The following is a 22,706-nucleotide window of genomic DNA, read 5'->3' as shown; positions in this document are numbered from 1 at the left end:
CGAGTTCCGGACCGTGGCCGCATCCCTCACCTACCACGAGCCCTCGATCCCGGTCCTCAAGGACATCACCGACCCCGAGTACTGGGTACGCCACGTCCGCGACGCCGTCCGCTTCGCCGACGACATCCAAAGCCTCCGCCAGGCAGGCGTCACCACCTACCTGGAACTCGGACCGGACGCCGTCCTGACCGCCATGGGTCGGCAGAGCGACGAGAACGGCGTCTTCGCGCCGCTGCTGCGCCGCGACCGTGCCGAGGCCCGTGAGCTGGTGCTCGGTCTCGGGCGTGCGTACGCGCACGGGGTCGAGGTGGACTGGGCCGCGTTCGCGGGCGAGCGGGCGACCGCCCATCTCGATCTGCCCACCTACGCGTTCCAGCACAGCCGTTACTGGCTCAACCCCGTGGGCACGGCGAGCGATGTCGGCTCGGCCGGGCTCACGCCGGTGGACCACCCGGTGCTCAGCGCCGTCGTGGCGTCGCCCGACTCGGACGGGGTCGTCCTGACCGGGCGGCTTTCGACGGGTACGCAGCCGTGGGTGGCCGATCACGATGTGCTCGGCACGGTGCTGCTGCCCGGTACCGGCTTCGTGGAGCTCGCGGTCCGCGCCGGTGACGAGGTCGGCTGCGGCCGTGTGGAGGAGCTGACGCTGCAGGCGCCGCTGACCCTGCCGGGGCGTGGCGCGGTCGCCGTACAGGTGGTGGTCGGTGAGGCGGACGCCTCCGGCAGCCGCCCGGTGAGCATCCACTCGCGGCCGGAGGGCGGCGAAGGCGACTGGACCCGGCACGCGGCCGGTTCCCTCACCGCGGCCCCGGACGAGCCGGGCTTCGAGCTGACGCAGTGGCCGCCGCCCGGTGCGACGCCGGTCCCGGTGGAGGGCGTGTACGAGCGCCTGACCGGCCGCGGCTACGGCTACGGGCCCGTCTTCCAGGGCCTCAAGGCCGCCTGGCGCGACGGCGACGACGTCTACGCCGAGGTCGAGCTGCCCGAGCAGGCGCACGCGGACGCGGCCCGGTTCGGCCTGCACCCGGCGCTCCTCGACGCCGCCATGCATGCCGATCTCCTGGACGAGAACGGCGAGGCGGGCGGCGACACCCTGCTGCCGTTCTCGTGGAACGGCGTGACGCTGCACGCGGCCGGCGCCACCCGGCTGCGGGTGCTGCTTCGCCGGGTGCGCGGTGACGAGCTGTCCGCGATGTGGGTCGCGGACGCCGCCGGTCAGCCGGTGGCGACGGTGACGGAGCTGGTCTCACGGCCGGTCGCCGCCGAGCAGCTCGACGCGGCGGCCCGCGGCGGCCTGTCGGACGCCCTGTTCAAGGTCGGCTGGAGCTCGGCGCCGCTGCCCGAGGCCGTCACCGGGCACACGGTCCGCCTCGCCGGACTGCCGGAACTGGGCGGCGGCATCACGGAGTTCGCGGATCTGGCGGCGCTCGGCGCGGCTCTCGACGCGGGGCAGCAGGTGCCGAACACCGTGCTGTTCCCGGTCGCGCCCGCGGCCTCGGGGGCGGTGCCGGACGCGGCTCGCGCGGTGTCCCTAGCGGTCCTGGAGACGGTGCGCGCCTGGCTCGCGGACGCCAGGTTCGCGGAGTCGAAGCTGGTCGTGGTGACGCAGTACGCGGTCGCCGCGCGCCTGGCGGACACCCTGGATCTGGCGCAGGCCCCGGTGTGGGGCCTGGTGCGTGCGGCCGAGGCGGAGAACCCCGGCCGGTTCGCGCTGCTCGACACGGACGGCGTCGCGCCGTCCCTGGCGGTCCTTGCCGCCGCCGCGACTTCCGGTGAGCCCGAATGCGCCGTCCACGGCGGCACGTTCGCGGTGCCCCGGTTCACGAAGGTGGCGCCGCCGACCGAGGAGCGGCCTGCGCCGTGGGACGGTGACGGCACGGTCCTCGTCACGGGCGGCACCGGCGGCCTGGGCGCCCTGGTGGCCCGGCATCTGGTCGCCGAGCACGGCATACGCCGTCTCGTCCTCACCAGCCGCCGCGGCCCTGACGCCCCGGGCGCCGCCGAACTACGGTCCGAGCTGGCCGAGTCGGGCGCCGACGTCACCCTCGCTGCCTGCGACGTATCCGACAAGCAGGCCCTCAAGGCACTCATCGAGACCATCCCCGCCGAGCACCCGCTGACCGGCGTCGTCCACGCAGCGGCGGCCGTGGACAGCGGTCTGGCCGGCACGCTCACACCCGAGCAGTTCGACAAGGTGCTGCGGCCCAAGGCGGACGCGGCCTGGCATCTGCACGAGCTGGAGGCCGAACTCGGCCTGGACTACCGGGCGTTTGTGCTCTTCTCGTCGGCGGGCGGCCTGGTCCTCGCGGCCGGGCAGGCCAACTACGCGGCCGCCAACGTCTTCCTCGACGCCCTCGCCCACCACCGCAAGGCGGCCGGGCGGGCGGCGACGGCCCTGGCGTTCGGCATGTGGGCGGTGGACACGGGCCTCGGCGGCCCGCTCGCCGACTCCGACCTGGACCGGATGACCCGGCTCGGCATGCCCGCGCTCGAAGTCGCCGACGGTCTCGCCCTCTTCGACGCGGCCCTGACCTGCGGCGCCCACCAGGTCGCACCGGTCCGTATCGACAAGGCGGCGCTGCGCTCCCGTACCGACGAGCCACCGGCGCTCCTGCGCGATCTGGCCCGCGGCCCCGCGCGGCGTACCGCCAAGGCGGCCGCCACGGCGGGCGGTCAGGGCACGTTCGAGCAGCGCCTTGCCGGTCTGAGCGACGGCGAGAGGGACCGGGCCCTGCTCGATCTGGTCCGCCAGGAAGTGGCGTCCGTCCTCGGGCACAGCGGCATCGAGGCGGTCGGCCCCGACCGGGCGTTCAAGGAGCTGGGCTTCGACTCGCTCGCCGCGGTGGAGCTGCGCAACAACCTGAACGCGGTCACCGGGCAGAAGCTGCCCGCCACCCTGGTCTTCGACCACCCCAGCGCACGGGCCGTCGCGGCCCTGATCAAGGAGAAGCTGTCCGGCACCGTCGCCGCCCGCGCTCCGCAGCAGCCGGTGCCCGCCGCGGCCCCCGGCACCGCGGACGACCCGATCGCGATCGTCGGTATCGCCTGCCGCTTCCCCGGCGGGGTGCGCTCCGCCGAGGAGCTGTGGCAGCTGGTCGCCGAGGGCCGTGACGCGGTCACCGGCTTCCCCGCCGGCCGCGGCTGGGACGCGGACGCGATCTTCGACCCGGAGCCGGGTACGCCCGGCAAGACGTACACGGTGCGGGGCGGGTTCCTGCACGACGCCGCCGAGTTCGATCCGGAGTTCTTCGGCATCATGCCGCGCGAGGCCCTCGCGATGGACCCGCAGCAGCGGCTGCTGCTCGAAACGTCCTGGGAGGCCATCGAGCGGTCCGGGATCGACCCGGCGTCGCTGCGCGGCAGCCAGACCGGTGTGTACGTGGGCGTGATGTACCACGACTACGGCACCCGCCCCGGCGCCGTGCCCGACGAGCTCTCCCCCTACCTCGGCAACGGCAGCGCGGGCTCGATCGCCTCGGGCCGCGTCGCCTACACCCTGGGTCTTGAGGGCCCGGCGGTCACGGTGGACACGGCCTGTTCGTCCTCGCTCGTCTCGCTGCACATGGCCTGCCAGGCGCTGCGCCAGGGCGAGGTCACGATGGCCCTGGCGGGCGGTGTCACGGTGATGCCGACGCCGGAGATCTTCGTCGACTTCAGCCAGCAGCGCGGCCTGGCCGCCGACGGCCGCTGCAAGGCGTTCGCGGCGGCCGCGGACGGCACCGGCTGGTCGGAGGGCGTGGGCCTGCTCCTGGTGGAGCGGCTCTCGGACGCGGAGCGTGCCGGGCACCCGGTGCTCGCGGTGATCCGCTCCAGCGCCACCAACCAGGACGGTGCGAGCAACGGCCTGACCGCTCCCAACGGTCCCTCGCAGCAGCGGGTCATCCAGCGGGCCCTGGCCGTCGCCGGGCTCACCGGTGACGACGTGGACCTCGTCGAGGGCCACGGCACGGGCACCACGCTCGGCGACCCGATCGAGGCACAGGCGCTGCTCGCCACGTACGGGCAGGGCCGCCCGGAGGACCGGCCCCTGTGGCTCGGCTCCATCAAGTCCAACATCGGGCACGCGCAGGCCGCTTCGGGCATCAGCGGTGTCATCAAGACGGTGATGGCGCTGCGCGAGGGCGTCATGCCCAAGACGCTGCACGTGGACGAGCCGTCACCGCAGGTCGACTGGAGCGCCGGGAACGTACGGCTGCTCACGGAGGCCCGTGACTGGCCCGTCTCGGAGCGGCCACGGCGCGCCGCGGTGTCCTCGTTCGGTCTGAGCGGCACCAACGCGCACATCATCCTGGAGCAGGCACCGGACGCCGGGGCGGGAGCCGGTCTGCCGGAGCTGCCCGCGGCGCCCGCCGGCGAGCCGGAGCGGGCCGTGGCACAGAGCGGCCCGGTGGCCCTGGTCCTGTCGGCGAAGAACCCGCAGAGCCTGCCCGCGCAGGCGGAGCGCCTGAAGGCCCTGATCGAGGCGGACCCGCAGCCGGATCTGCTCGACACGGCGTACTCCCTGGCCACCTCGCGTGCCGTCCTCGACCACCGGGTCGCCGTCACGGCCGCGGACCGGGACGAGGCGCTGCGCGGCCTGACCGCGCTTGCCGAGGGCCGCACGGCCCCGGAGACGGTGACGGGCCAGGACCGCGCGAACACGCCGACGGCGTTCCTGTTCACCGGCCAGGGCGCCCAACAGCCCGGCATGGGACGGGAGTTGTACGAGGCGTACCCGGTGTTCGCGGAGGCCTTCGACGCGGTGCTCGCGCACTTCGACGACGGTCTGCGCGAGGTGATCTGGGGTGCGGACGCGGAGCGCCTGAACCGCACCGAGTTCACCCAGCCCGCCCTCTTCGCCATCGAGGTGGCCCTCTACCGCCTGGTCGAGTCGTGGGGTGTGCAGCCGGACTATCTGGCCGGGCACTCCATCGGCGAGCTGGCGGCCGCGCATGTGGCCGGGGTGCTCTCCCTCGCCGACGCGGCCCAACTGGTCGCGGCACGCGGCCAGTTGATGCAGGCGCTGCCCGAGGGCGGGGCGATGGTGGCCCTGCAGGCCACCGAGGCCGAGGTCACGCCGCTCCTGACCGGCCAGGTCACCATCGCCGCGGTCAACGGGCCGCACGCGGTCGTCGTATCCGGCGACGAGACGGAAGCCCTGGCCATCAAGGCCCACTTCGAGGCCGAGGGCCGCAAGACGACCCGCCTGAAGGTCTCGCACGCCTTCCACTCGCCCCTGATGGACCCGATGCTCGACGGCTTCAGGTCCGTGGCGCGGGCGTTGACGTACCACGAGCCGCAGATCCCGGTGATCTCCGATGTCACGGGCCGGCCGGCCACCGAGCTGACCGACCCCGAGTACTGGGTGCGCCATGTGCGTGCCGCCGTCCGGTTCGCCGACGCCGTCGCGTATCTGGACGGGCAGCACGTGGGGACGTATCTCGAACTCGGCCCGGACGCGGTCCTCACCGCCATGGGCCAGCAGACCGCCGAGGACGCCACCTTCGTGGCCGTGCAGCGGCGCGGCCGTGACGCGCGGCGCGAGCTGACGGGCGCGGTGGCCCGGCTGCATGTCGCCGGTGTGGCCGTGGACTGGCAGGCGTACTACGCGCACAGCGGCGCCCGGCGGATCGACGTGCCGACGTATGCCTTCGAGAAGCGGGAGTTCTGGCTCGACACCGCCCCGGCCGTCGCGGCCGACGCCACCGGGCACGGCCAGCTCGACGCCGGCCACCCGCTCCTGAGCGCCGCCATCGCCCTGCCCGACGGCACCGGCGCGGTCCTCACCGGACGCCTCTCCCCCGGCACCCAGACCTGGGTGACCGACCACAAGGTGCACGGCACGGTCCTGCTGCCCGGCACCGCCCTGGTGGATCTGGCGATCCGCGCCGGCGACGAGGTCGGCTGCGGCCACGTGGAGGAACTGACCCTCGGCGCACCGCTGGTGGTGCCCGGACACGGGGCGCTCGCCCTGCACGTGGTGGTCGGCGCGGCGGACGCGTCCGGCAGCCGCCCGGTGAGCATCCACTCGCGGCCCGAGGGCGAGGACGGCGACTGGACCCGGCACGCCTCGGGGGTGCTCACGGCGACCGCCGGGGCACCGGGCTTCGAGCTGGCGCAGTGGCCGCCGCTGGGGGCCACGGAGATCCCCGTCGAGGGCGCGTACGAACGCCTCACCGGCCGGGGCTACGGCTACGGGCCCGTCTTCCAGGGCCTCAAGGCCGCCTGGCGCAAGGGAGAGGACGTCTATGCGGAGGTGGCACTGCCCGAGCAGGCACACGCCGACGCGGCGCGCTTCGGACTGCATCCGGCGCTCCTCGACGCGGCGAGCCATGTGGATCTGCTCGACGAGTCCGATGCGACGCAACTGCCCTTCGTCTGGAGCGGGGTGACGCTGCACGCGGCAGGCGCCACCGCCCTGCGGGTGCACCTGCGCAGGGTGCGCGGCGCGGAGGTCACGGAGCTGCGGGTCGCCGACGCGGCCGGACGGCCGGTGGCGACGGTGACGGAGCTGGTCTCGCGTCCGGTGGCCGCCGCACAGCTGACGGCGGCGGGCGCCGCCGCGGCGGACGGCCTGCACCGCTTCGGCTGGCTGCCGGGCCCGGACCTGACCGCCGACGGAACCGAACTACCTGACCTGGACGCCGTGTTGGGCGCCAAGGGTGCGGCACCGTCGCAGGTACGGCTCACGGTGGCCCCGGCTGCGGCGGATGCCGCGCAGGGCGCGCACGAGGCGACGCACACCGTGCTCGCCGCGGTGCAGCGCTTCCTGGGCGACGCCCGTCTGGCCGAGTCGACGCTGGTGGTGACGACCCGCGGGGCCGTCACCGTCGACGCCGACGACCGGGTGGACGTGGCACAGGCCCCGGTGTGGGGCCTGGTCAGGGCGGCGCAGGCGGAGCATCCGGGGCGGCTCGTCCTGGTGGATCTGGACGGTACGGAGGAGTCTGCGCGGATGCTGTCCGCGGCGGCCGCTTCCGGGGCGCGGGAACTGGCGCTGCGGGCGGGCACGTCGCATGTGCAGCGTCTGGTCAAGGCCACCTCCGGCGCCGAGCGGGCCCCGTGGGACGGCGACGGCACGGTCCTCGTCACGGGCGGCACCGGCGGCCTGGGCGCCCTGGTGGCCAGGCACCTGGTCACCGAGCACGGCGTACGCCGTCTCGTCCTCACCAGCCGCCGCGGCCCGGACGCCCCCGGAGCCGCCGAACTGCACGCGGAACTGACCGAGTTGGGCGCGGAAGCCACCCTCGCCGCCTGCGACGTATCCGACAAGCAGGCCCTCAAGGCACTCATCGGGAACATCCCCGCCGAGCACCCGCTGACCGGCGTCGTCCACGCCGCAGGCATCGTCGACGACGGACTCATCGACTCGCTGACGCCCGGCCGGTTCGACGGGGTCCTCGGGCCCAAGGCGGACGCGGCCTGGCATCTGCACCAGCTGGAGAGTGAACTGGGCCTGGAGTACGGGGCGTTCGTCCTCTTCTCCTCCACGACCGGGTTCCTCGACAACGCGGGTCAGGCCAACTACGCCGCCGCCAACACGTTCCTGGACGCCCTGGCCGTCCACCGGCGCACCGCAGGCCGGGCCGCGACATCGCTCGCCTGGCACCTGTGGGCGGGCGACGGCATGGGCGCCGCCCTCGACGAGGCGGTCTTCGAGCGGCAGCGGCGGCTCGGCACTCCGGCGCTGACCGCCGAGGACGGGCTCGCCCTGTTCGACGCGGCGCTCGCCACCGGCGAGACGGTCCTCGTGCCGCTGCATCTGGACCCGGCGGCCGTCGTGGCCTCCGGTGAAGTGCCGGATAAGCTGCGGGAGTTGGCGGGACCGGCCCGGCCGGCGCGGGCGGTCGCTGAGCGCGCGGCGGTGTCCGCCGAGCCCGAGGCGGCGGCCGAGCAGTCCCTGGAGGAGCGTCTCGGCGGACTGCCCGAGGAGGAGCAGCTGCGCATCCTCCTGGATGTCGTACGCGTCCAGGTCGCGGCGGTACGCCATGACGAGCCGGGCGCCATCGACGTGCGGCGGGGCTTCACCGAACTGGGCCTGGACTCGCTGGCGGCGATCGAGCTGCGCAACCTGCTCGGCGCCGAGACCGGTCTGCGGCTTCCGGCCACGATGATGTTCGACTACCCGAGCCCTCAGGACCTTGCGCACTACCTGCTGGAGGAGCTGGCGCCCCCGAGCGCCCCCGCCGCGAACGGCACCAACGGCGCGCACGCCACCAACGGCACGAACGGCTCCGGCGGCACGAACGGCGCGCAGAACGGCAACGGGGACTCCCCCCACAGCGCCATCGCCGACATGGAGATCGGCGACCTGGTGCGCACGGCCCTCGCGGCCAGGAAGTCCGACTGAGGCGAAGGCGGAGAGCGGTCATGGAAACCCAGGAGATCGTCGAGGCGCTACGGGCCTCGTTGATGGACAACGAGCGGCTGCGGCAGGAGAACGAACGGCTCACCCGGACCACGGCGGAGCCCGTCGCGGTGGTGGGCATGGCCTGCCGGTTCGCCGGCGGCGTCGACTCGCCGCAGGACCTGTGGCGGCTGCTCATGGACGAGCGGGACGCGGTGACACCGTTCCCCACCGACCGCGGCTGGGACATCGACGGCCTCTACGACCCGGAGCACGGTGCGCCGGGCAAGAGCATCACCCGGCACGGCGCGTTCCTGCACGACGCCCCGGACTTCGACGCCGAGCTGTTCGGTATCTCGCCGCGCGAAGCCCTGGAGATGGACCCGCAGCAGCGCCTGCTCCTCGAGACCGCCTGGGAGGCGATCGAGAACGCCCGGGTCGACCCGCTGTCCCTGAAGGGCAGCAGGACCGGGGTGTTCACGGGCCTGATGTACCACGAGTACGAGGGCGCCAGCACCGGCGGCAGCCTGATCAGCGGGCGGATCTCCTTCACCCTGGGCCTCGAGGGCCCGTCGGTGACGGTGGACACGGCCTGTTCGTCCTCGCTCGTGGCGCTGCATCTGGCCTGTCAGGCGCTGCGCCAGGGCGAGTGCTCGCTCGCCCTGGCCGGGGGCGTGACGGTGATGGCGTCGCCGGAGACCTTCCAGTACTTCACCAAGCAGAAGGGCCTGGCCCCGGACGGCAAGTGCAAGTCGTTCGCGGCCGCCGCGGACGGCACCGGCTGGGGCGAGGGCACCGGCATGATCATGCTGGAGAAGCTCTCCGACGCCGAGCGCAACGGCCGCCGCATCCTGGCCGTCGTCAGGGCGTCGGCGCTCAACCAGGACGGCGCCTCCAGCGGTCTCACGGTGCCCAACGGACCCGCCCAGCAACGGGTGATCCGGCAGGCACTCGCCAACGGGGGCCTGACCACCGACGACGTGGACGCGGTGGACGCGCATGGCACGGCCACCCGGCTCGGCGACCCGATCGAGGCGCAGGCGCTGCTCGCCACCTACGGCAGGAACCGTCCCGAGGACCGGCCCCTGTGGCTGGGCTCGGTCAAGTCGAATCTGGGGCACACACAGGCCGCGGCCGGGGTGGCCTCCGTCATCAAGATGATCCTGTCGATCCGCCACGGGGCGCTGCCCAGGACCCTCGGCGTCGACGAGCCCACCCCGCAGGTCGACTGGGAGGCGGGCCAGGTGCGGCTGCTCACCGAGACCCAGCCGTGGCCCGAGACCGGCAGGCCGCGCCGGGGCGGGGTCTCCTCGTTCGGCATCAGCGGCACCAACGCCCACGTGATCCTCGAGGAAGCGCCGAACTGACGGCAGACGGGAGCCGAAATGCATTCCCCCGCGCACACCGCGACGCTCGCACCCCGCACAGTCCCCCGTGCCACCCCTCGCGTCGCACCGACCGAACTGCGGCGCGTCCTGAGCCACTTCTGCAGCGGCGTGACCATCGTGACCGGGCGGACCGCGGCCACGGACCCGGCGGGCGGCGAGACGCCGGTCGGGTTCACCTGCCAGTCGTTCACCTCACTGTCCCTCGACCCGCCGCTCGTGGCGCTCGCGGTCGCCCGTACCTCCTCGACGTGGCCGCGGATCGAGCCGTCGGGGGCGTTCTGCGTCAACATCCTGGCGTCCGGCCAGGAGGCGCTGTGCCGCACCTTCGCGGTCAGCGGCGCCGACAAGTTCGCCGGGGTCGACTGGGCCCCGGGCCCCGCCACCGGTTCGCCGGTGCTCGCGGGCTCCCTCGCCTGGGCCGACTGCACCGTCGACGCGGTGCTGCCGGGCGGGGACCACTGGATCGTCATCGGCCGGGTGGGCGCGCTCGAAGCCGCCGAGCCCGCCACCGACCCGCTGCTGTTCTTCCGCTCCGGCTTTCACCGTCCCGCGGCCTGAACGACCGCCTGCGGGCGGTGCGTTGAGGGTGCTGAAACAACCAAGGAGTACATCTCATGCGATTCGGTCTCATCTACCACCACCAGCTGCCCAGGCCGTGGGAGGAGGACAGCGAGGAGCGGCTCTTCAACGAGTCCCTGGAGCAGATCGAGCTGGCCGACCGGCTCGGCTTCGACTACGCCTGGGCCACCGAGCACCACTTCCTCGAGGAGTACTCGCACTCGTCGGCGCCCGAGGTCTTCCTCGCCGTGGCGGCCGCCCGCACCAAGCGGATCCGCCTCGCCCACGGCATCGTGTCGCTGCCGGCCGCCGTGAACCACCCGGCGCGCGTCGCCGAGCGGCTCGCGACCCTCGACCTGCTGTCCGGCGGCCGGGTCGACTTCGGTACGGGCGCGGGCAGTTCACAGCTGGAGCTGGGCGCCTTCGAGGTCGACCGGGACAGCAAGAAGGACCAGTGGAAGGAGTCCCTCGACGTCGTCACGCGGCTGCTCACCGAGGAGCCATTCACCGGTCACGAGGGCCAGTGGGTGAACGTGCCGCCGCGCAACCTGCTGCCCAAGCCGAAGCAGAAGCCGCACCCGCCGCTGTGGATGGCGTGCAGCGCCCGCACCACCATCGAGACGGCCGCCCGCAACGGCCTGGGCGCCCTGTCGTTCTCCTTCGTCTCCCCCGAGGAGGCCAAGGAGTGGGTGGACGCCTACTACGGCATCATCAACTCCGAGGAGTGCCTGCCGGCGGGCAAGGCCGTCAACCCGAACTTCTCGGTGGTCTTCCCGTTCATGTGCCACCCGGACGAGGAGACCGCGCTCGACCGCGGCCTGGACGGCGCCCACTTCTTCTCGTACTCGCTGATGCACTACTACATCACCGGTCAGCACCGGCCGGCGACGACCGATGTGTGGCAGGACTTCCTCGACAACCGCGAGGCCGTCGGCCTGACCCGCAACCCGGCGCCGCCCGCCGAGGGCGAGGAGATCAGCGCCGAGGCCAAGGGGATGATGGAGCAGATCACCTCGCTGCGGCGCGGTATCGGCACCCCCGAGCAGATAGCCGACGTGATCCGTCGCTACGAAGACGCCGGCGTCGACCAGGTGATCTTCTCGGTGCAGATCGGCAAGAACCAGCACGAGCACATCAAGGAGTCCCTCGAGCTGTTCGCCGCCGAGGTGATGCCGGAGTTCGTGGAGCGCCGCGAGGCCCGCGAGCGCGCCAAGGACGAGCGGCTCGCCGTCGCCGTGAAGGAGGCGCTCGGCCGGATCGAGCCGAACACCACCGACGTGTCGGACTATGTCATCTCACCGGAGTTGGGGGCGTAGATGACCATGGGGACAGCTGTCGAGACCGGCGCGTGGATACGGCGCTTCCATCCCGCCCCGCAGGCCGCGCACCGGCTTGTCTGCTTCCCGCACGCGGGCGGTTCGGCGTCGTTCTACTTCCCGGTCTCCCGCGCACTCGCCCCGGACGTGGACGTTCTCGCGATCCAGTACCCGGGGCGGCAGGACCGCCGCCATGAGCCGTGTATCGACTCCATCGGTGAGCTCGCTGACCTCCTCGCCGCCGAGCTGCGGCCGTGGTGCGACAAGCCGGTCACGTTCTTCGGGCACAGCATGGGCGCGTCACTCGGCTACGAGGTGGCGCTCCGCCTGGAGGCCGAACAGCTCGCCCTGCACGGCCTGTTCGTGTCCGGGCGGCGCGCCCCGTCGACGCCGCGCGACGAGCGGGTGCACCTCAAGGACGACGACGGTCTGATCGCCGACATCATGCGGCTCAGCGGTACGGACACCCAGGTGCTCGGCGACCCGGAGATCATGCGGATGATCCTGCCGGCGATCCGGGCCGACTACCGGGCGGCGGAGACCTACCGGGAAGAGCCGGGGCGTACGCCCCTCACCTGCCCGGTGTTCGCCCTGACCGGCGACGACGATCCGCAGGTGACACTCGACGAGGCCCGCGCCTGGGCGTCCCACACCACGGGCGCGTTCCACCTGGAGGTCCTCCCCGGAGGGCACTTCTACCTCAACTCGCAGGCCTCCCAGGTGATGTCGCTGATCACGTCACATCTCGACTGACCGGCACCACTCCCCCGAGCGCGAAACCCAGGTCACCGCCCCCCGTCGGCGACCTGGGTTTTGCATGTCCGCGGGGCCCACGGGGACGCTTCCGGCCCCGGTCATCGTCGACGCCCTCTCTAGCGCGATTTGCGACGGTGGCTGCGCCAAGTCGTCCGCCGGCCGACCCGTCCGGCTGCGCCAAGTCGTCCGTACGGCCGCTCCGTACGGCCGCTCCCAGGAGGCCGCACATGTCCTCGTCCGTTTCCGCGAACCCGGCAGCGGGTGACGCGGCCCCCTCGGCGCAGGCGGCCGGCCTCGCGCAGGTGGCCAAGGCGCCCGGCGAGCGGCAGGCCCGGCGGCCGCGCCCCGGCCTTGCCCTCGCGGTGATCGCCGGCTGCAACGCGATGATCCAGCTCGACGACCCGATCGTGAACATCGCGCTGCCCGGGATGCGTGCGGACCTCGGCCTGTCCACGGTCGCCGCGTCCTGGGTGCTGAGCGCCTATCTCCTCGTCTTCGGCGGACTGCTGCTGCTCGGCGGCCGCGCGGGCGACCTGGTGGGACGGCGCAGGGTGTTCCTGGTGGGCGTCGCCCTGTTCACGGCCGCGGCCGGACTGCGCGCCCTCGCCCCCACCACCGAGATCCTGGTGGCGCTGCGGGCCGTGCAGGGCGTCGGCGCCGCGCTCGCCGCGCCCAGCGGCCTCGCCCTGCTGCTCAGCATGTTCGCCGAGGGCACCGCACGGAAGAAGGCGATCGCCGTGTGCACGGCGGTGGGCGCGTGTTCCACGGCCGGCGGTCTGCTGCTCGCGGGCGCGCTGACCTCGATCAGCTCCTGGCGCTGGGTGCTGCTCCTCAACGTCCCCCTGGGCCTTGCGATTCTGCTGCTCGGGCCGCGGGTCCTCGACGAGACGGCCCGCAACCGTGGCCGCTTCGACGTGGCGGGCGCGCTCCTGTCGGCGGCGGGCGCGGCGGGCCTGGTGTACGGCCTGTCGCGGGCCGCGGACCACGCGTGGAGCGATCCGACGGTGGCGGGCCCGCTGGCCGGCGGCGTAGCCCTGATGGCCGTGTTCGTGGCGGTGGAGTCCCGGGCGTCCCAGCCGATCGTGATGCTGCGCCTGTTCGCGGACCGCGGCCGGGTGCTCGCCTATCTGGCGACGCTGGCGATCCCTGGTTCGCTGATCGGCGCGTACTTCTTCCTCAGCCAGTTCTTCCAGCAGCAGAGCGGCTGGTCCGCGCTCGCCGCGGCGGGGGCGCTGCTCCCGGTGCCGGTGACGATGGCGGTGACGGCCACGTTCGCGGTCCGTTTCGAACGGCGTCTGGGCCCGAAGCGGATGATGGCCCTGGGCGCCACGGCCCTGGCCGCGGGCAATGTGTGGCTGTCACAGCTGGACGCCGGCGACGCCTACGCGCCGCACGTCCTGCCCGCGCTGCTTCTGCTCGGCACCGGCATGGCGCTGTCGGTGATCCCGCCGACGGTCCTGGCCACCTCGGGCCTGCGCAGCGACGAGGCGGGCGCGGCCGCCAGCGTCCTCAACGCCGTTCAGACGATGGGCGGTTCCCTGGGCATCGCGCTCCTGGTGACCGCTTCGGCGGACCGCGGCTCGTTCACGGACTCGATGTCGGTGGGCTTCACCACGGGGGCGGCGTTCGCGGCGGCGGCCTTGGTGGCGGCGGTGTCCATCCGGTCCAAGTCGGCCTAGCCCACGGGCCCTGTCACGGGAAGGGGCGGGCCCGGGGACTTTCCTCCCCGGGCCCGCCCCACCCGCACTGTGCCCGCACACCCACAGGCACCCGCACGCACACGCCCCGTCAGGCGGCTCCCCGTTCCACGGCGGCACCCCGCCCGAACAGCTCATCGCGCACATCCACGGCCGAAGGCCCGTACGCGACCCGGGAAGTGATCCGAGCCCCGATGGGCGTCCGTGTCACCACCCCCGCGGCCCGCGCCCGCAGGAACTCGCCCACCGCCCCGCCCGCCCCGAAGAAGGCCTTCGCCTGCAGCCGCTGCATCCGCGTCACGGCCTCGGCCGCGGGCCGGCGCGCGGCCTCGAAGGGGGCGAGCCGCCGACGGCTGAAGTCCCCCGCGTCCAGGGCGTCCACCAGCACAGGATGGAGCGCGGCCGCGTCCTGCAGGGCGAGGTTGATGCCCTGGGCGCCGAGCGGACCATGGGTGTGCGCGGCGTCGCCGATGAGGACGAGCCCGTCACGTACCCAGGTCTCCGCGGTGGCCGCGAACACATCGAGCAGCGCGAGCCCGGCCAGGCTGGTCAGATGCTCGTGCAGCAGATCCGCGAACTCCGGCAGCGCGGCGGCCAGTTCGTCCCTGATGGCGTCGATACCGCGCTCGGCGGCCCGCTGCCAGCCACGGTGCGGCAGGGTCCAGCCGATCCGCAGCCGGTCGGGGTGCGTGTCATGGACGAGCACCGCGCTCGCTCCGGCCCTGTGCACCCGTACCCGCCCGGTGGAGCGGCCGTGCGCGGGCACCGTGAACCACACCACGTCCTGGTCGAAGAGGTCGCTGCGCCCGGCGCCGATCCCGGCCAGGGAACGGGTCTTGGAGAACCGTCCGTCGGCGGCGACGACGGTGTGGGCGCGCACCCAGAGGCGGCGGGCGCCGAGGCTGCTGTTGACGACGGCGCCGGTGCAGCGCCCGTCGTGTTCGCTCAGGGAGCCGATGCGGTGCCCGGGCAGATACTCGAAGCCGGGGTATCGCCCGCAGGCGTCGAGGAGTTCCTCCAGGAGGTGGGCCTGCGGCAGCGCGAGGAGCTTGTCGTACGGTCCCGGCAGGCGCCGGTAGTCGATGTCGAGGAGGACTCTGTCGCCGCTGCGCACCTGGAACCCGGCGAGTTCGCGGGCACCGCGCCGCACGGCGCCGTCGAGTACGCCGACCCGGTCGAGGATGCGCTGTCCGCCCGGCTGCAGGATCTCGCCGTGGAAGTCACGGCGGAAGGAGGTGGAGCGCTCCGCCAGGGCGACGCGCACCCCCGAGCGCAGCAGCATCAGGGTCAGGGCGAGGCCCGCAGGACCGGCGCCGACCACCAGGACGTCGGTGTGCAGGGTGGCGGTGTGCCGCAGCGGCCGGCCCATGGCTCAGGCCGCCGCGCGGGCGGCCAGGAGTTCGTTGGCGAGTTCGAGGTACTGGCGCGGGGTCTCGGCCAGATCGATGGCCTCCTCGTCGAAGGTGATGTGGTAGTCACGTTCGATCCAGCCGGTGGCCTGCAGGATGGCCAGGGAGTCGTAGCCGAGGTCGAGGAAGAGCGTGTCCATGATGTCGCCGTCGAGGTCGGCCCACTCAGCGGTTCCGGCGCACTTGCTCAACATCTCGACCAGGTCGGTCAGTTCCAGACGCATGGCGTACTCCTCAAGTCCTCTGCGGTGATGGGTGATTCGGGGTCCGCGGGCCGTTTCGGGCGGCCGCGGCGGGGACCGCGCGCGGTTCAGTCGGTGGCGCGGACCACGACGGCGGAGTTGAACCCGCCGCGGCCGCGGGCCAGGACCAGGGCGCCGCGCAGCCGCACGCCGCGCCGCGGGGCGCCGGTCACCAGGTCGACCGGGCAGTCCTCGGCGACGCGCCGGGTCCCGGTGGTGGGCGGTATGACCTGGTCGCGCAGGGAGAGCAGGGCGGCCGCCAGGTCGAGTGCGGAGCCGCCGGCGAGCAGCCGCCCGGACATCGACTTGGGCACGGTGACCGGCACGCCGCGCGGGCCGAACAGCTCGGTGATGGTCTGGGCCTCGGCCCGGTCGGCGGCGCGTTCACCGGCGCCGTCGGCGAAGACCACGTCGATGTCGTCCGGTTCGGCGCCGGCGTCGGCGAGGGCGAGCCGGGCCGCCTCGGTCAGGCGCGGGGCGCCGCCGCCGTCGAAGGTCGCGGCGTGCCCGGCGAGTACGCCGTACACCTGGGCGCCACGGCGCCGCGCGTGTTCGGCGTCCTCCAGGACGAGCAGCGCGCCGCCTTCGCCGACCACATGGCCGTCGGCGTCGGCGTCGAAGGGCCGGTAGGCGCGGTCGGCCTCGGGGTTGGCGGACAGTCCGCCGCCCGCGAGGTGCGCGGCCCAGCCCCAGGGGCACAGGGCGGAGTCGATGCCGCCGGTGATGACGAGACGGGCGCCCTTGCGGATCTGGCGCCGTGCCTGTGCGGCGGCGTCAAGGCCGCCTGCCTGTTCGGAGACGATGACGCCGCTGGCGCCGCGCATGCCGTGCTGGATGGAGATCTGGCCGGTGTTGACGGCGTTGAACCACGCGAACGACTGGTACGCGCTGACGTGCTGGCTGCCCTTGCTCCACAGTGCCTGCAGTTCGCGCTGCCCGAACTCGAAGCCTCCGGCCGAGCTCGCGGTGACCACGCCTGCGCCGTACTGGGGCAGTTGGGCGAGGTCGGCGCCGGTGTCGGAGACGGCTTCACGGGCGGCGGCGAGGGCGAGCCTGGTGACCCGGTCGGTCTGCGGGAGCAGCCGGTCGGACACATGCTCGGCGTCGACGAATCCGGGGACCTCGCCCGCGATGCGCACGGGGTAGCCGGAGGCGTCGAAGCGGCTGATCTCGCGGATGCCGCTGACCGAGTTGAGGACCGCTTCCCACCAGGCCTCGGTGCCGAGCCCGCCGGGGGCGGCGACTCCGATGCCGGTGACGACGGCGGTGGTGGTACGGGTGGCGGAGGCAGCGGCCCGCGCGGCGGGCGCGGGCGCGGGCACCAGGGCCAGGCCGGGTGCCCGGTCGAGGTCGGAGGTGAGGGCGACGGCCGTGCTCATGCGGACCTGCCTTGACGTTGGGGTACGGACGGCATGGGACAAGCGGGCGATATCCGCCGCGCGGGCGGCATCGGGCGCGGGACACGCACAGGACGTACGACCGGCACCAGACGCGCCAACGGCACCACGCGCGCGGACGACACCGGACGTGCGAGCGGCGCCACGCGAGGGATACCTGCGTCCGGCACCGGACGTGCGGATGGCATCAGGCCTGCGGACGGCATCACGCAAGGGCGTCGCAGCCCGCGAAGGCCCCGCAGCCCGCGAGGGCGCCACAGCCCGCGAAGGCCCCGCATCACGCGATCTCCTTCAGCCGCGGACGGGTCAGGACGATCGCGCTCTGGAAGCCGCCGAACCCACTGCCCACACTGAGCACCGTGTCGGTCTGCTGCTCGCGCGCGTGCAGGGGCGTGTAGTCGAGATCGCAGGCCGGGTCGGGATCGTGCAGATTCGCCGTGGGCGGCACCGTGTTGTGCGTGATGGCGAGAGCGCTCGCGGCCACTTCGAGGGAGCCGATGGCGCCGAGTGAGTGCCCGATCATCGACTTGATGGAGCTGACCGGCACTTCGCGGGCGCGCTCGCCGAGGCTCTCCTTGAACGCGGCCGTCTCGTGCCGGTCGTTCTGCTTGGTACCGGAGCCGTGGGCGTTGATGTAGTCGACGGCCGACGGGTCGAGACGGGCCTCGTCGAGGGCGAGGGTGATGGCGCGGGCCATCTCCTTGCCGTCGGGCCGCAGACCGGTCATGTGGTACGCGTTGCTGAGGCTGGCGAACCCGCCGATCTCGGCGTACACGAAGGCCCCGCGGCGCCGGGCCCGGCCGAGCTCCTCCAGGACGAGGACGGCCGAACCCTCCCCCAGGACGAAGCCGTTGCGGGTGCGGTCGAAGGGCCGCGACGCGGTGGCCGGATCGTCGTTGCGGGGGCTGGTGGCCCGGATCGCGTCGAAGGACGCCACGGAGATCGGGGAGATCGGCGCCTCGGTGGCGCCGGCCACCATCACGTCGGCGCTGCCTTCGCGGATCAGCTCGACGGCGTGCCCGATGGAGTCGAGCCCGGAGGTGCAGCCGGTGGAGACCAGGGAGACCGGCCCCTGGGCGCCGACGTCGCGGGCGACTTCGGCGGCGAGTGAACTGGGCACGAAGTAGTCGAAGAGCTGCTCGACGGCGAGGGTGTGGTCGACGTTCCACCTGCTGCCGCCGCCGCTGACCACGGCGTACTCACGGTCGAGTCCTGTGGTGCAGCCGACGGCGTTGCCGAGGGTCACTCCGGTGCGCACCGGATCGCCCGCCTCCTGCAGGGCGCCGCTGTCGGCGAGTGCCTCGCGGGCGGCGGTGAGGGCGAACTGGGCGGCGCGGTCGAGGCGTTCGCTCTGCTCGGGGGTGAGTCCGTGGGCGGCCGGGTCGAAGTCGGCCTCGGCGGCGATCCGGGAGCGGTAGCCGCTCGCGTCGAACAGGGAGATGGCGCGGGTGGCGGTGCGCCCCTCGGTGAGCAGCTTCCAGAATTCCCCGGTGTCGGTACCGCCCGGGGCGACGACTCCGATCCCGGTGATGACGACACGCCTCATGGGCTGTTCCTCACAGTTGTCAACGCAGTTGTCGGCTCAGGTAGCGGCGCAGGCCCGGCCATCGGCTCAGGTAGCGGCGCAGGCCCGGCCATCGGCTCAGGTAACGGCGCAGGCCCAGCCGTCGGCGCAGGCCCGGCCGTCGGCTCAGGTAGCGGCGCAGGCCCGGCCGTCGGCCCAGGTCCGGCCATCGGCCCTGCGCCGGCCGGACCCGGCGTCGTGGGCGTGGGCAGGAGGCGCCGTGCGACACGGCAGGCCCGCCCCATCAGGCGGGGCGTCTCCTGTCCTCGTACGAAGAAGTGGTCACCGGCGACGGTCCGGCTGCGGAACGGGCCGGTGGTCCAGCGGTGCCAGCCGTCGAGTTCGCCGGGCCGCACCACGGGGTCGTCGGCGCCGCCGAGCGCGATGAGCAGCGTCGGCAGCGGGCCTCCGGTGGAGGGGTCGGCGGCGGCGGCGCGCAGGTTCGCGGCGAGCCGCAGATCATCCCGGAGCACGGGCAGCACGAGGCGCCGCCAGATGCCGTCGGGTTCGGCGGCGGTGCCCGTGGGGGCCAGGCCCAACTCGGCCAGGTGGTCGACCAGTTCACCTTCCGGGGCGTCGGCGGCCCCCATGAGGGCGGGCGGGGCCTCGGGCGGCGGGCAGGCGCCGAGCGCGACGAAGGCCGGCCCTGGCAGGCCCTTGTCGGCCAGGACACGGGTGAGGGTGTAGGCGACGAGTGCGCCCAGGCTGTGCCCGTACAGGGCGAAGGGCCCCGCGTCGGGGCCACGCCGGGTGAACGCGCCGAGCAGCTCGGTTACCAGCTCGTCGCGGGTGGTGACACGGGGTTCGCGGCGGCGCCCTTCTCGGCCGGGCAGCAGCAACGGCACGATCTCGGCCCCGGGGCCCGCCTGTTCACGCCAGCGGTGGAATCCGCTCACTCCGGCGCCGGCGTGCGCGAAGCAGTACAGCGTTATGGGCCGGCCGTCGGGCATGGCGCGACCTCCTTCACGGCGCGGTCCGGCACGCCCCTTTCTCCGGGGCGTCGATGGATTCGAGCCTCACCGAGCGCCCTGGAGGGGCGCTTGAGAAGGTGTCGAACCCGGTCGGATGCGGCCGGGTCCGGTTCAGGCGGCGAACAGGTCGAAGGTGGAGCTGCGCCGGGGCCCGGCGAGCACGTCGAGCTGCGGGTCGACCGTCAGCATGGCCTGGTGCATCCGCTGCAGCTGCGGCGAGGGCTCCACACCGAGGTCGTCTATCAGGCGGACCCGCAGCCTGCGGTAGACCTCCAGGGCGGAGGCCTGCCGGCCGGAGCGGTAGAGCGCCACCATGGCCTGGGAGTGCAGCCCTTCGTGCTGCGGGTAGCGGGCCGTCAACTCGGCCAGTTCGGCGATCAGTTCGGCATGCCGGCCGAGCCGCAGATCGGCGTCGATACGCCGCTCCACGGTGACGAGACGGCTCTCCTCCAGACGCATGACCTCAATCTCGAGGATGGGTCCCACGCGTACGTCGACGAGTGCGGGCCCGTGCCACAGGTCGAGGGCGGAGCGGAACCGCTCGGCCGAGACCTCGTTGTCGCCCGCCTCGAAGGCGGTCTGCCCCTCCGTCACCATCCGGTCGTACTGGTGCACGTCCACGCTGTCCTCGGAGATCTGCAGCAGATATCCGCCGTGCCGGGTGGCGAGTACGTCCTTGGCGGTGCCGGGGGCGCTGGGGCCCATGGCGGTGCCCAGCCTGCGGCGCAGTTGCAGGATGTACGTCTGCAGGGTGGTGAGCGCGCTCTGCGGCAGCTTCGTCCCCCAGATCTCCTCCATGAGCGTCGGGACGGGCATGACCCGCCCCGGGTACAGCGCGAGCAGCGACAGAATCTGCCGTGGCTTGCCCGCGGTCGGAACGATCGACCCCCCATTGACCTCGGCACTCAACGGACCCAGAACCTGAATCTTCACGGTCTCCTCCGTACCTCGTCGTCGAGTTCCTTTATCGCGTCCCTTTCGGTGGCCAGAAACCTGCCCCGGGGACGCACGCTAGCGAGGGCCGTTCCCTGCGAGCGATTTTCCCTAGCCATCCTTGAGCGACCCTCCAAATGCGGTCTTGCGTCGCAGAGTTGAGCCACTGGAGAACGTTTGCACTATCACTAGAATTGAACTCTTGATTCCTGTGTCTGCGCACTTCGAAAGGTATCTTCAAGGCAGCTGGAAGTCCTTACCCGAAATCGTTTGGATGCCGCCACCTGTACGGAGGCCCGATGGAATTCTCCGGCCCGGCACGGCCCGGCACGGGGCGCCCCGCGGCGGACGGGGAGCTGCGTCTGTTCGTGTTTCCGCACGCGGGCGGCTCGAGCCTGATGTGCCACGCCTGGCCGGCCCTTTTCCCGGCGAGCTGGCAGGTCAGAGCCGTGGATGCACCCGGTCACGGACTGCTGCTCGGCTCGGCGCCGCTGACCGACGGGCCGTCGCTGATCGGCCACTTCCTGGACACGCTCGGGCCCGAACTCGACGCTTCCGGTGTGCCGTTCGCGTTCTTCGGCCACAGCATGGGCGCCCTGGTGGCGTATGAACTCACGCGCCGGCTGCAGGCACGGGGCGCGGCGCTGCCGGTGTGGCTCGGTGTCTCGGCGTGCGGCCCGCACCGTCACGACGACACCGGGGCGGGCCGAGGGGCGCGCCCCGAGCTGTCCCTGCTCAGCCTGTCGGACGATGAACTGCGCCGGCGTCTGGCCGCGCTGGGCGCGACCCCGCCGCAGGTACTCGCCGATCCGGCGCTGTGGGAGGTCTTCGGGCCCACGGTCCGTGCGGACATGCACCTGGTGGCGACCTGGCGTCCGGCGCCGCCCGCCGCACCGCTTCCGGTGCCGCTGTCGGCCTTCGCCGGGGCACAGGACCATGCGGCGCCGCCTCAGCGCCTTGCCGCCTGGGCCGAGCGCACCGAGCACTTCGTGGGCCTGCGCACCTTCCCGGGCGGCCACTTCTATTTCCAGGACGACCTGCAGGCGCTGGCGGCGGCCGTGACGGCGGACGCCGGAGCGGCCCTGCGGGGGCCGGGCCCTGTGGGCGCGGCGGGCGAGGCGGGCGCGGCATGACCGTCGCGGACCGGGAGTTCAGGGTCCTCGGCCCGGTGGAGGTGTACGACGTCCGCACGGGTCTGCGGATCGTGCCGCCCGGCTCCAAGCAGCGCACCCTGCTCGCGGCTCTCGTCGTGGAGGCGGACCGGCCGCTGTCCGTGGACCGCCTCGCGGAGGAGCTGTGGGGCGAGCGCCAGCCCGCGAACGCGGCCAACGCGGTTCAGGCCCATGTGGCCCGGCTGCGCCGCCTTCTGCAGGCCCACGGGCCTGCCGGGCACGAGTGGATCAGGACGGAACCGGCCGGCTATCTGCTGCGGCTCGGACCCGCCACGACCGATGCCCGGCGCTTCGAGCTGCTCTCCGCCGAGGCCCGTGGGAGCACCGCCACCGACCCGGCCCGTGCGGCCGAACTGCTGCGCCGGGCCTTGTCGTTGTGGCGTGGCCGGGCCCTGCAGGACATCCGTCACGGCCCGGTCTGCGCGACCGAGGCGGACCGCCTTGAGGAGCACCGCCTCATGGCGCTGGAGGCGATGTACGAGGCGTATCTGCGCTCGGGCCGGTGCGAGGGCGTCCTGGGTGAGCTGGAGCGGCTGACCGACGCGTATCCGCTGCGCGAGCGGTTCTACGACCTGCTGATGGCCGCCCTGCACCGCTCGGGCCGCGGCACGGAGGCGCTCGGTGTCTACGAACGCGCCCGGGTGCGGCTCGCGGACCAGCTGGGAGTGGCTCCGGGCCCTGCCCTGCGCGGCCGGATGGAGGCGATGATGCGGGACTCGGCTCCCTCCGCGCCGGACGCGGCGGTACCGCCCGCCGATTTCGGCGCGGAAATCGCCCGGATAGGCCGCCGTCTGGAGGAACTCTCCCGGGAGTACGAAGTGTTGCGGCACCGCTTCGAGAAATTGACGACGGGCCACGGTCTGTCCGCGCACGGCGTTTCCATCGCACCCTGACCATGACGGCGTGCGAGGCCGCCGCGAATTCCGTCGCACAGCCATTCCGTACGACGCGTCATTCCGTACGGCGTGGAAACGTCA

General features: G+C 73.2%; 13 protein-coding genes and 1 pseudogene. 8 read left to right on the top strand and 6 right to left on the bottom strand.

Annotated elements, in window-relative coordinates:
* The 6 genes and pseudogenes from ACFQVC_RS39380 to ACFQVC_RS39355 form a co-directional block, all read left to right on the top strand.
* Positions 1-8,329, top strand: an 8,329-nt coding sequence (locus ACFQVC_RS39380; RefSeq protein WP_381840435.1) for an SDR family NAD(P)-dependent oxidoreductase, incomplete at its 5' end; no start/stop codon positions are given.
* 20 nt (positions 8,330-8,349) lie between these two features.
* A pseudogene (locus ACFQVC_RS39375) lies at positions 8,350-9,687 on the top strand (type I polyketide synthase); the annotation flags it as partial.
* 24 nt (positions 9,688-9,711) lie between these two features.
* Positions 9,712-10,272: a flavin reductase family protein gene (locus tag ACFQVC_RS39370; RefSeq protein ID WP_381840432.1), complete on the top strand. Its 561-nt coding sequence runs from the start codon at positions 9,712-9,714 to the stop codon at positions 10,270-10,272.
* 56 nt (positions 10,273-10,328) lie between these two features.
* Positions 10,329-11,588 (top strand): LLM class flavin-dependent oxidoreductase, encoded by a 1,260-nt coding sequence (locus ACFQVC_RS39365; RefSeq protein ID WP_381840429.1) that lies wholly within the window; start codon positions 10,329-10,331, stop codon positions 11,586-11,588.
* A gap of 6 nt (positions 11,589-11,594) precedes the next feature.
* Positions 11,595-12,341, top strand: coding sequence for a thioesterase II family protein (locus ACFQVC_RS39360; protein WP_381840427.1), 747 nt, complete (start codon positions 11,595-11,597; stop codon positions 12,339-12,341).
* A 230-nt stretch (positions 12,342-12,571) separates the two neighbouring features.
* Positions 12,572-14,023 (top strand): MFS transporter, encoded by a 1,452-nt coding sequence (locus ACFQVC_RS39355; RefSeq protein WP_381840424.1) that lies wholly within the window; start codon positions 12,572-12,574, stop codon positions 14,021-14,023.
* Positions 14,024-14,132: 109 nt separating this feature from the next.
* Here the strand turns inward: ACFQVC_RS39355 and ACFQVC_RS39350 are convergent, their stop codons facing one another.
* From ACFQVC_RS39350 to ACFQVC_RS39325, 6 genes are all read right to left on the bottom strand, one after another.
* Positions 14,133-15,410 (bottom strand): FAD-dependent monooxygenase, encoded by a 1,278-nt coding sequence (locus ACFQVC_RS39350; RefSeq protein WP_381840421.1) that lies wholly within the window; start codon positions 15,408-15,410, stop codon positions 14,133-14,135.
* A gap of 3 nt (positions 15,411-15,413) precedes the next feature.
* Positions 15,414-15,674 carry a phosphopantetheine-binding protein gene (locus tag ACFQVC_RS39345; RefSeq protein ID WP_381840419.1) on the bottom strand — a complete coding sequence of 87 codons (261 nt, stop codon included), beginning with the start codon at positions 15,672-15,674 and terminating at the stop codon, positions 15,414-15,416.
* A gap of 86 nt (positions 15,675-15,760) precedes the next feature.
* The gene (locus ACFQVC_RS39340; RefSeq protein ID WP_381840416.1) at positions 15,761-17,071 is read right to left on the bottom strand and encodes a ketosynthase chain-length factor; all 1,311 of its coding nucleotides are present in this window, start codon (positions 17,069-17,071) and stop codon (positions 15,761-15,763) included.
* Positions 17,072-17,366: 295 nt separating this feature from the next.
* A complete protein-coding gene (locus ACFQVC_RS39335; protein ID WP_381840413.1) occupies positions 17,367-18,635 on the bottom strand; it encodes a beta-ketoacyl-[acyl-carrier-protein] synthase family protein in 1,269 nt (422 codons plus the stop codon).
* On the bottom strand, positions 18,632-19,603 hold the full coding sequence (locus ACFQVC_RS39330; protein WP_381840410.1) for a thioesterase II family protein: 972 nt from the start codon (positions 19,601-19,603) through the stop codon (positions 18,632-18,634). Before ACFQVC_RS39330 ends, ACFQVC_RS39335 begins: the two co-directional genes overlap by 4 nt.
* Positions 19,604-19,735: 132 nt before the next feature.
* Entirely contained in the window at positions 19,736-20,557 is an 822-nt protein-coding gene (locus ACFQVC_RS39325; protein ID WP_381840407.1) for an AfsR/SARP family transcriptional regulator, read from the bottom strand.
* Between the two features lie 299 nt (positions 20,558-20,856).
* Here ACFQVC_RS39325 and ACFQVC_RS39320 point away from each other — a divergent pair, with 299 nt between their 5' ends.
* Entirely contained in the window at positions 20,857-21,690 is an 834-nt protein-coding gene (locus ACFQVC_RS39320) for a thioesterase II family protein (RefSeq protein WP_381840404.1), read from the top strand.
* Entirely contained in the window at positions 21,687-22,622 is a 936-nt protein-coding gene (locus ACFQVC_RS39315; RefSeq protein ID WP_381840401.1) for an AfsR/SARP family transcriptional regulator, read from the top strand. The genes ACFQVC_RS39320 and ACFQVC_RS39315 overlap by 4 nt, the downstream gene beginning before the upstream one ends.
* The last annotated feature ends 84 nt before the right edge of the window (positions 22,623-22,706 follow it).

The organism is Streptomyces monticola (assembly GCF_042665355.1).
GTDB lineage: Bacteria > Actinomycetota > Actinomycetes > Streptomycetales > Streptomycetaceae > Streptomyces > Streptomyces monticola.
The sequence above is the reverse complement of the archived record's forward strand: the minus strand, read 5'-3'. Positions and strand labels throughout refer to the sequence as shown.

Excerpts from the sequence above, each read along its gene's own strand:
- ACFQVC_RS39360 (WP_381840427.1), top strand. The coding sequence starts at position 11,595 with ATGGGGACAGCTGTCGAGACCGGCGCGTGGATACGGCGCTTCCATCCC.
- ACFQVC_RS39350 (WP_381840421.1), bottom strand. The coding sequence starts at position 15,410 with ATGGGCCGGCCGCTGCGGCACACCGCCACCCTGCACACCGACGTCCTG.
- ACFQVC_RS39340 (WP_381840416.1), bottom strand. The coding sequence starts at position 17,071 with ATGAGCACGGCCGTCGCCCTCACCTCCGACCTCGACCGGGCACCCGGC.
- ACFQVC_RS39330 (WP_381840410.1), bottom strand. The coding sequence starts at position 19,603 with ATGCCCGACGGCCGGCCCATAACGCTGTACTGCTTCGCGCACGCCGGC.
- ACFQVC_RS39345 (WP_381840419.1), bottom strand. The coding sequence starts at position 15,674 with ATGCGTCTGGAACTGACCGACCTGGTCGAGATGTTGAGCAAGTGCGCC.
- ACFQVC_RS39355 (WP_381840424.1), top strand. The coding sequence starts at position 12,572 with ATGTCCTCGTCCGTTTCCGCGAACCCGGCAGCGGGTGACGCGGCCCCC.
- ACFQVC_RS39315 (WP_381840401.1), top strand. The coding sequence starts at position 21,687 with ATGACCGTCGCGGACCGGGAGTTCAGGGTCCTCGGCCCGGTGGAGGTG.
- ACFQVC_RS39370 (WP_381840432.1), top strand. The coding sequence starts at position 9,712 with ATGCATTCCCCCGCGCACACCGCGACGCTCGCACCCCGCACAGTCCCC.
- ACFQVC_RS39335 (WP_381840413.1), bottom strand. The coding sequence starts at position 18,635 with ATGAGGCGTGTCGTCATCACCGGGATCGGAGTCGTCGCCCCGGGCGGT.
- ACFQVC_RS39365 (WP_381840429.1), top strand. The coding sequence starts at position 10,329 with ATGCGATTCGGTCTCATCTACCACCACCAGCTGCCCAGGCCGTGGGAG.
- ACFQVC_RS39320 (WP_381840404.1), top strand. The coding sequence starts at position 20,857 with ATGGAATTCTCCGGCCCGGCACGGCCCGGCACGGGGCGCCCCGCGGCG.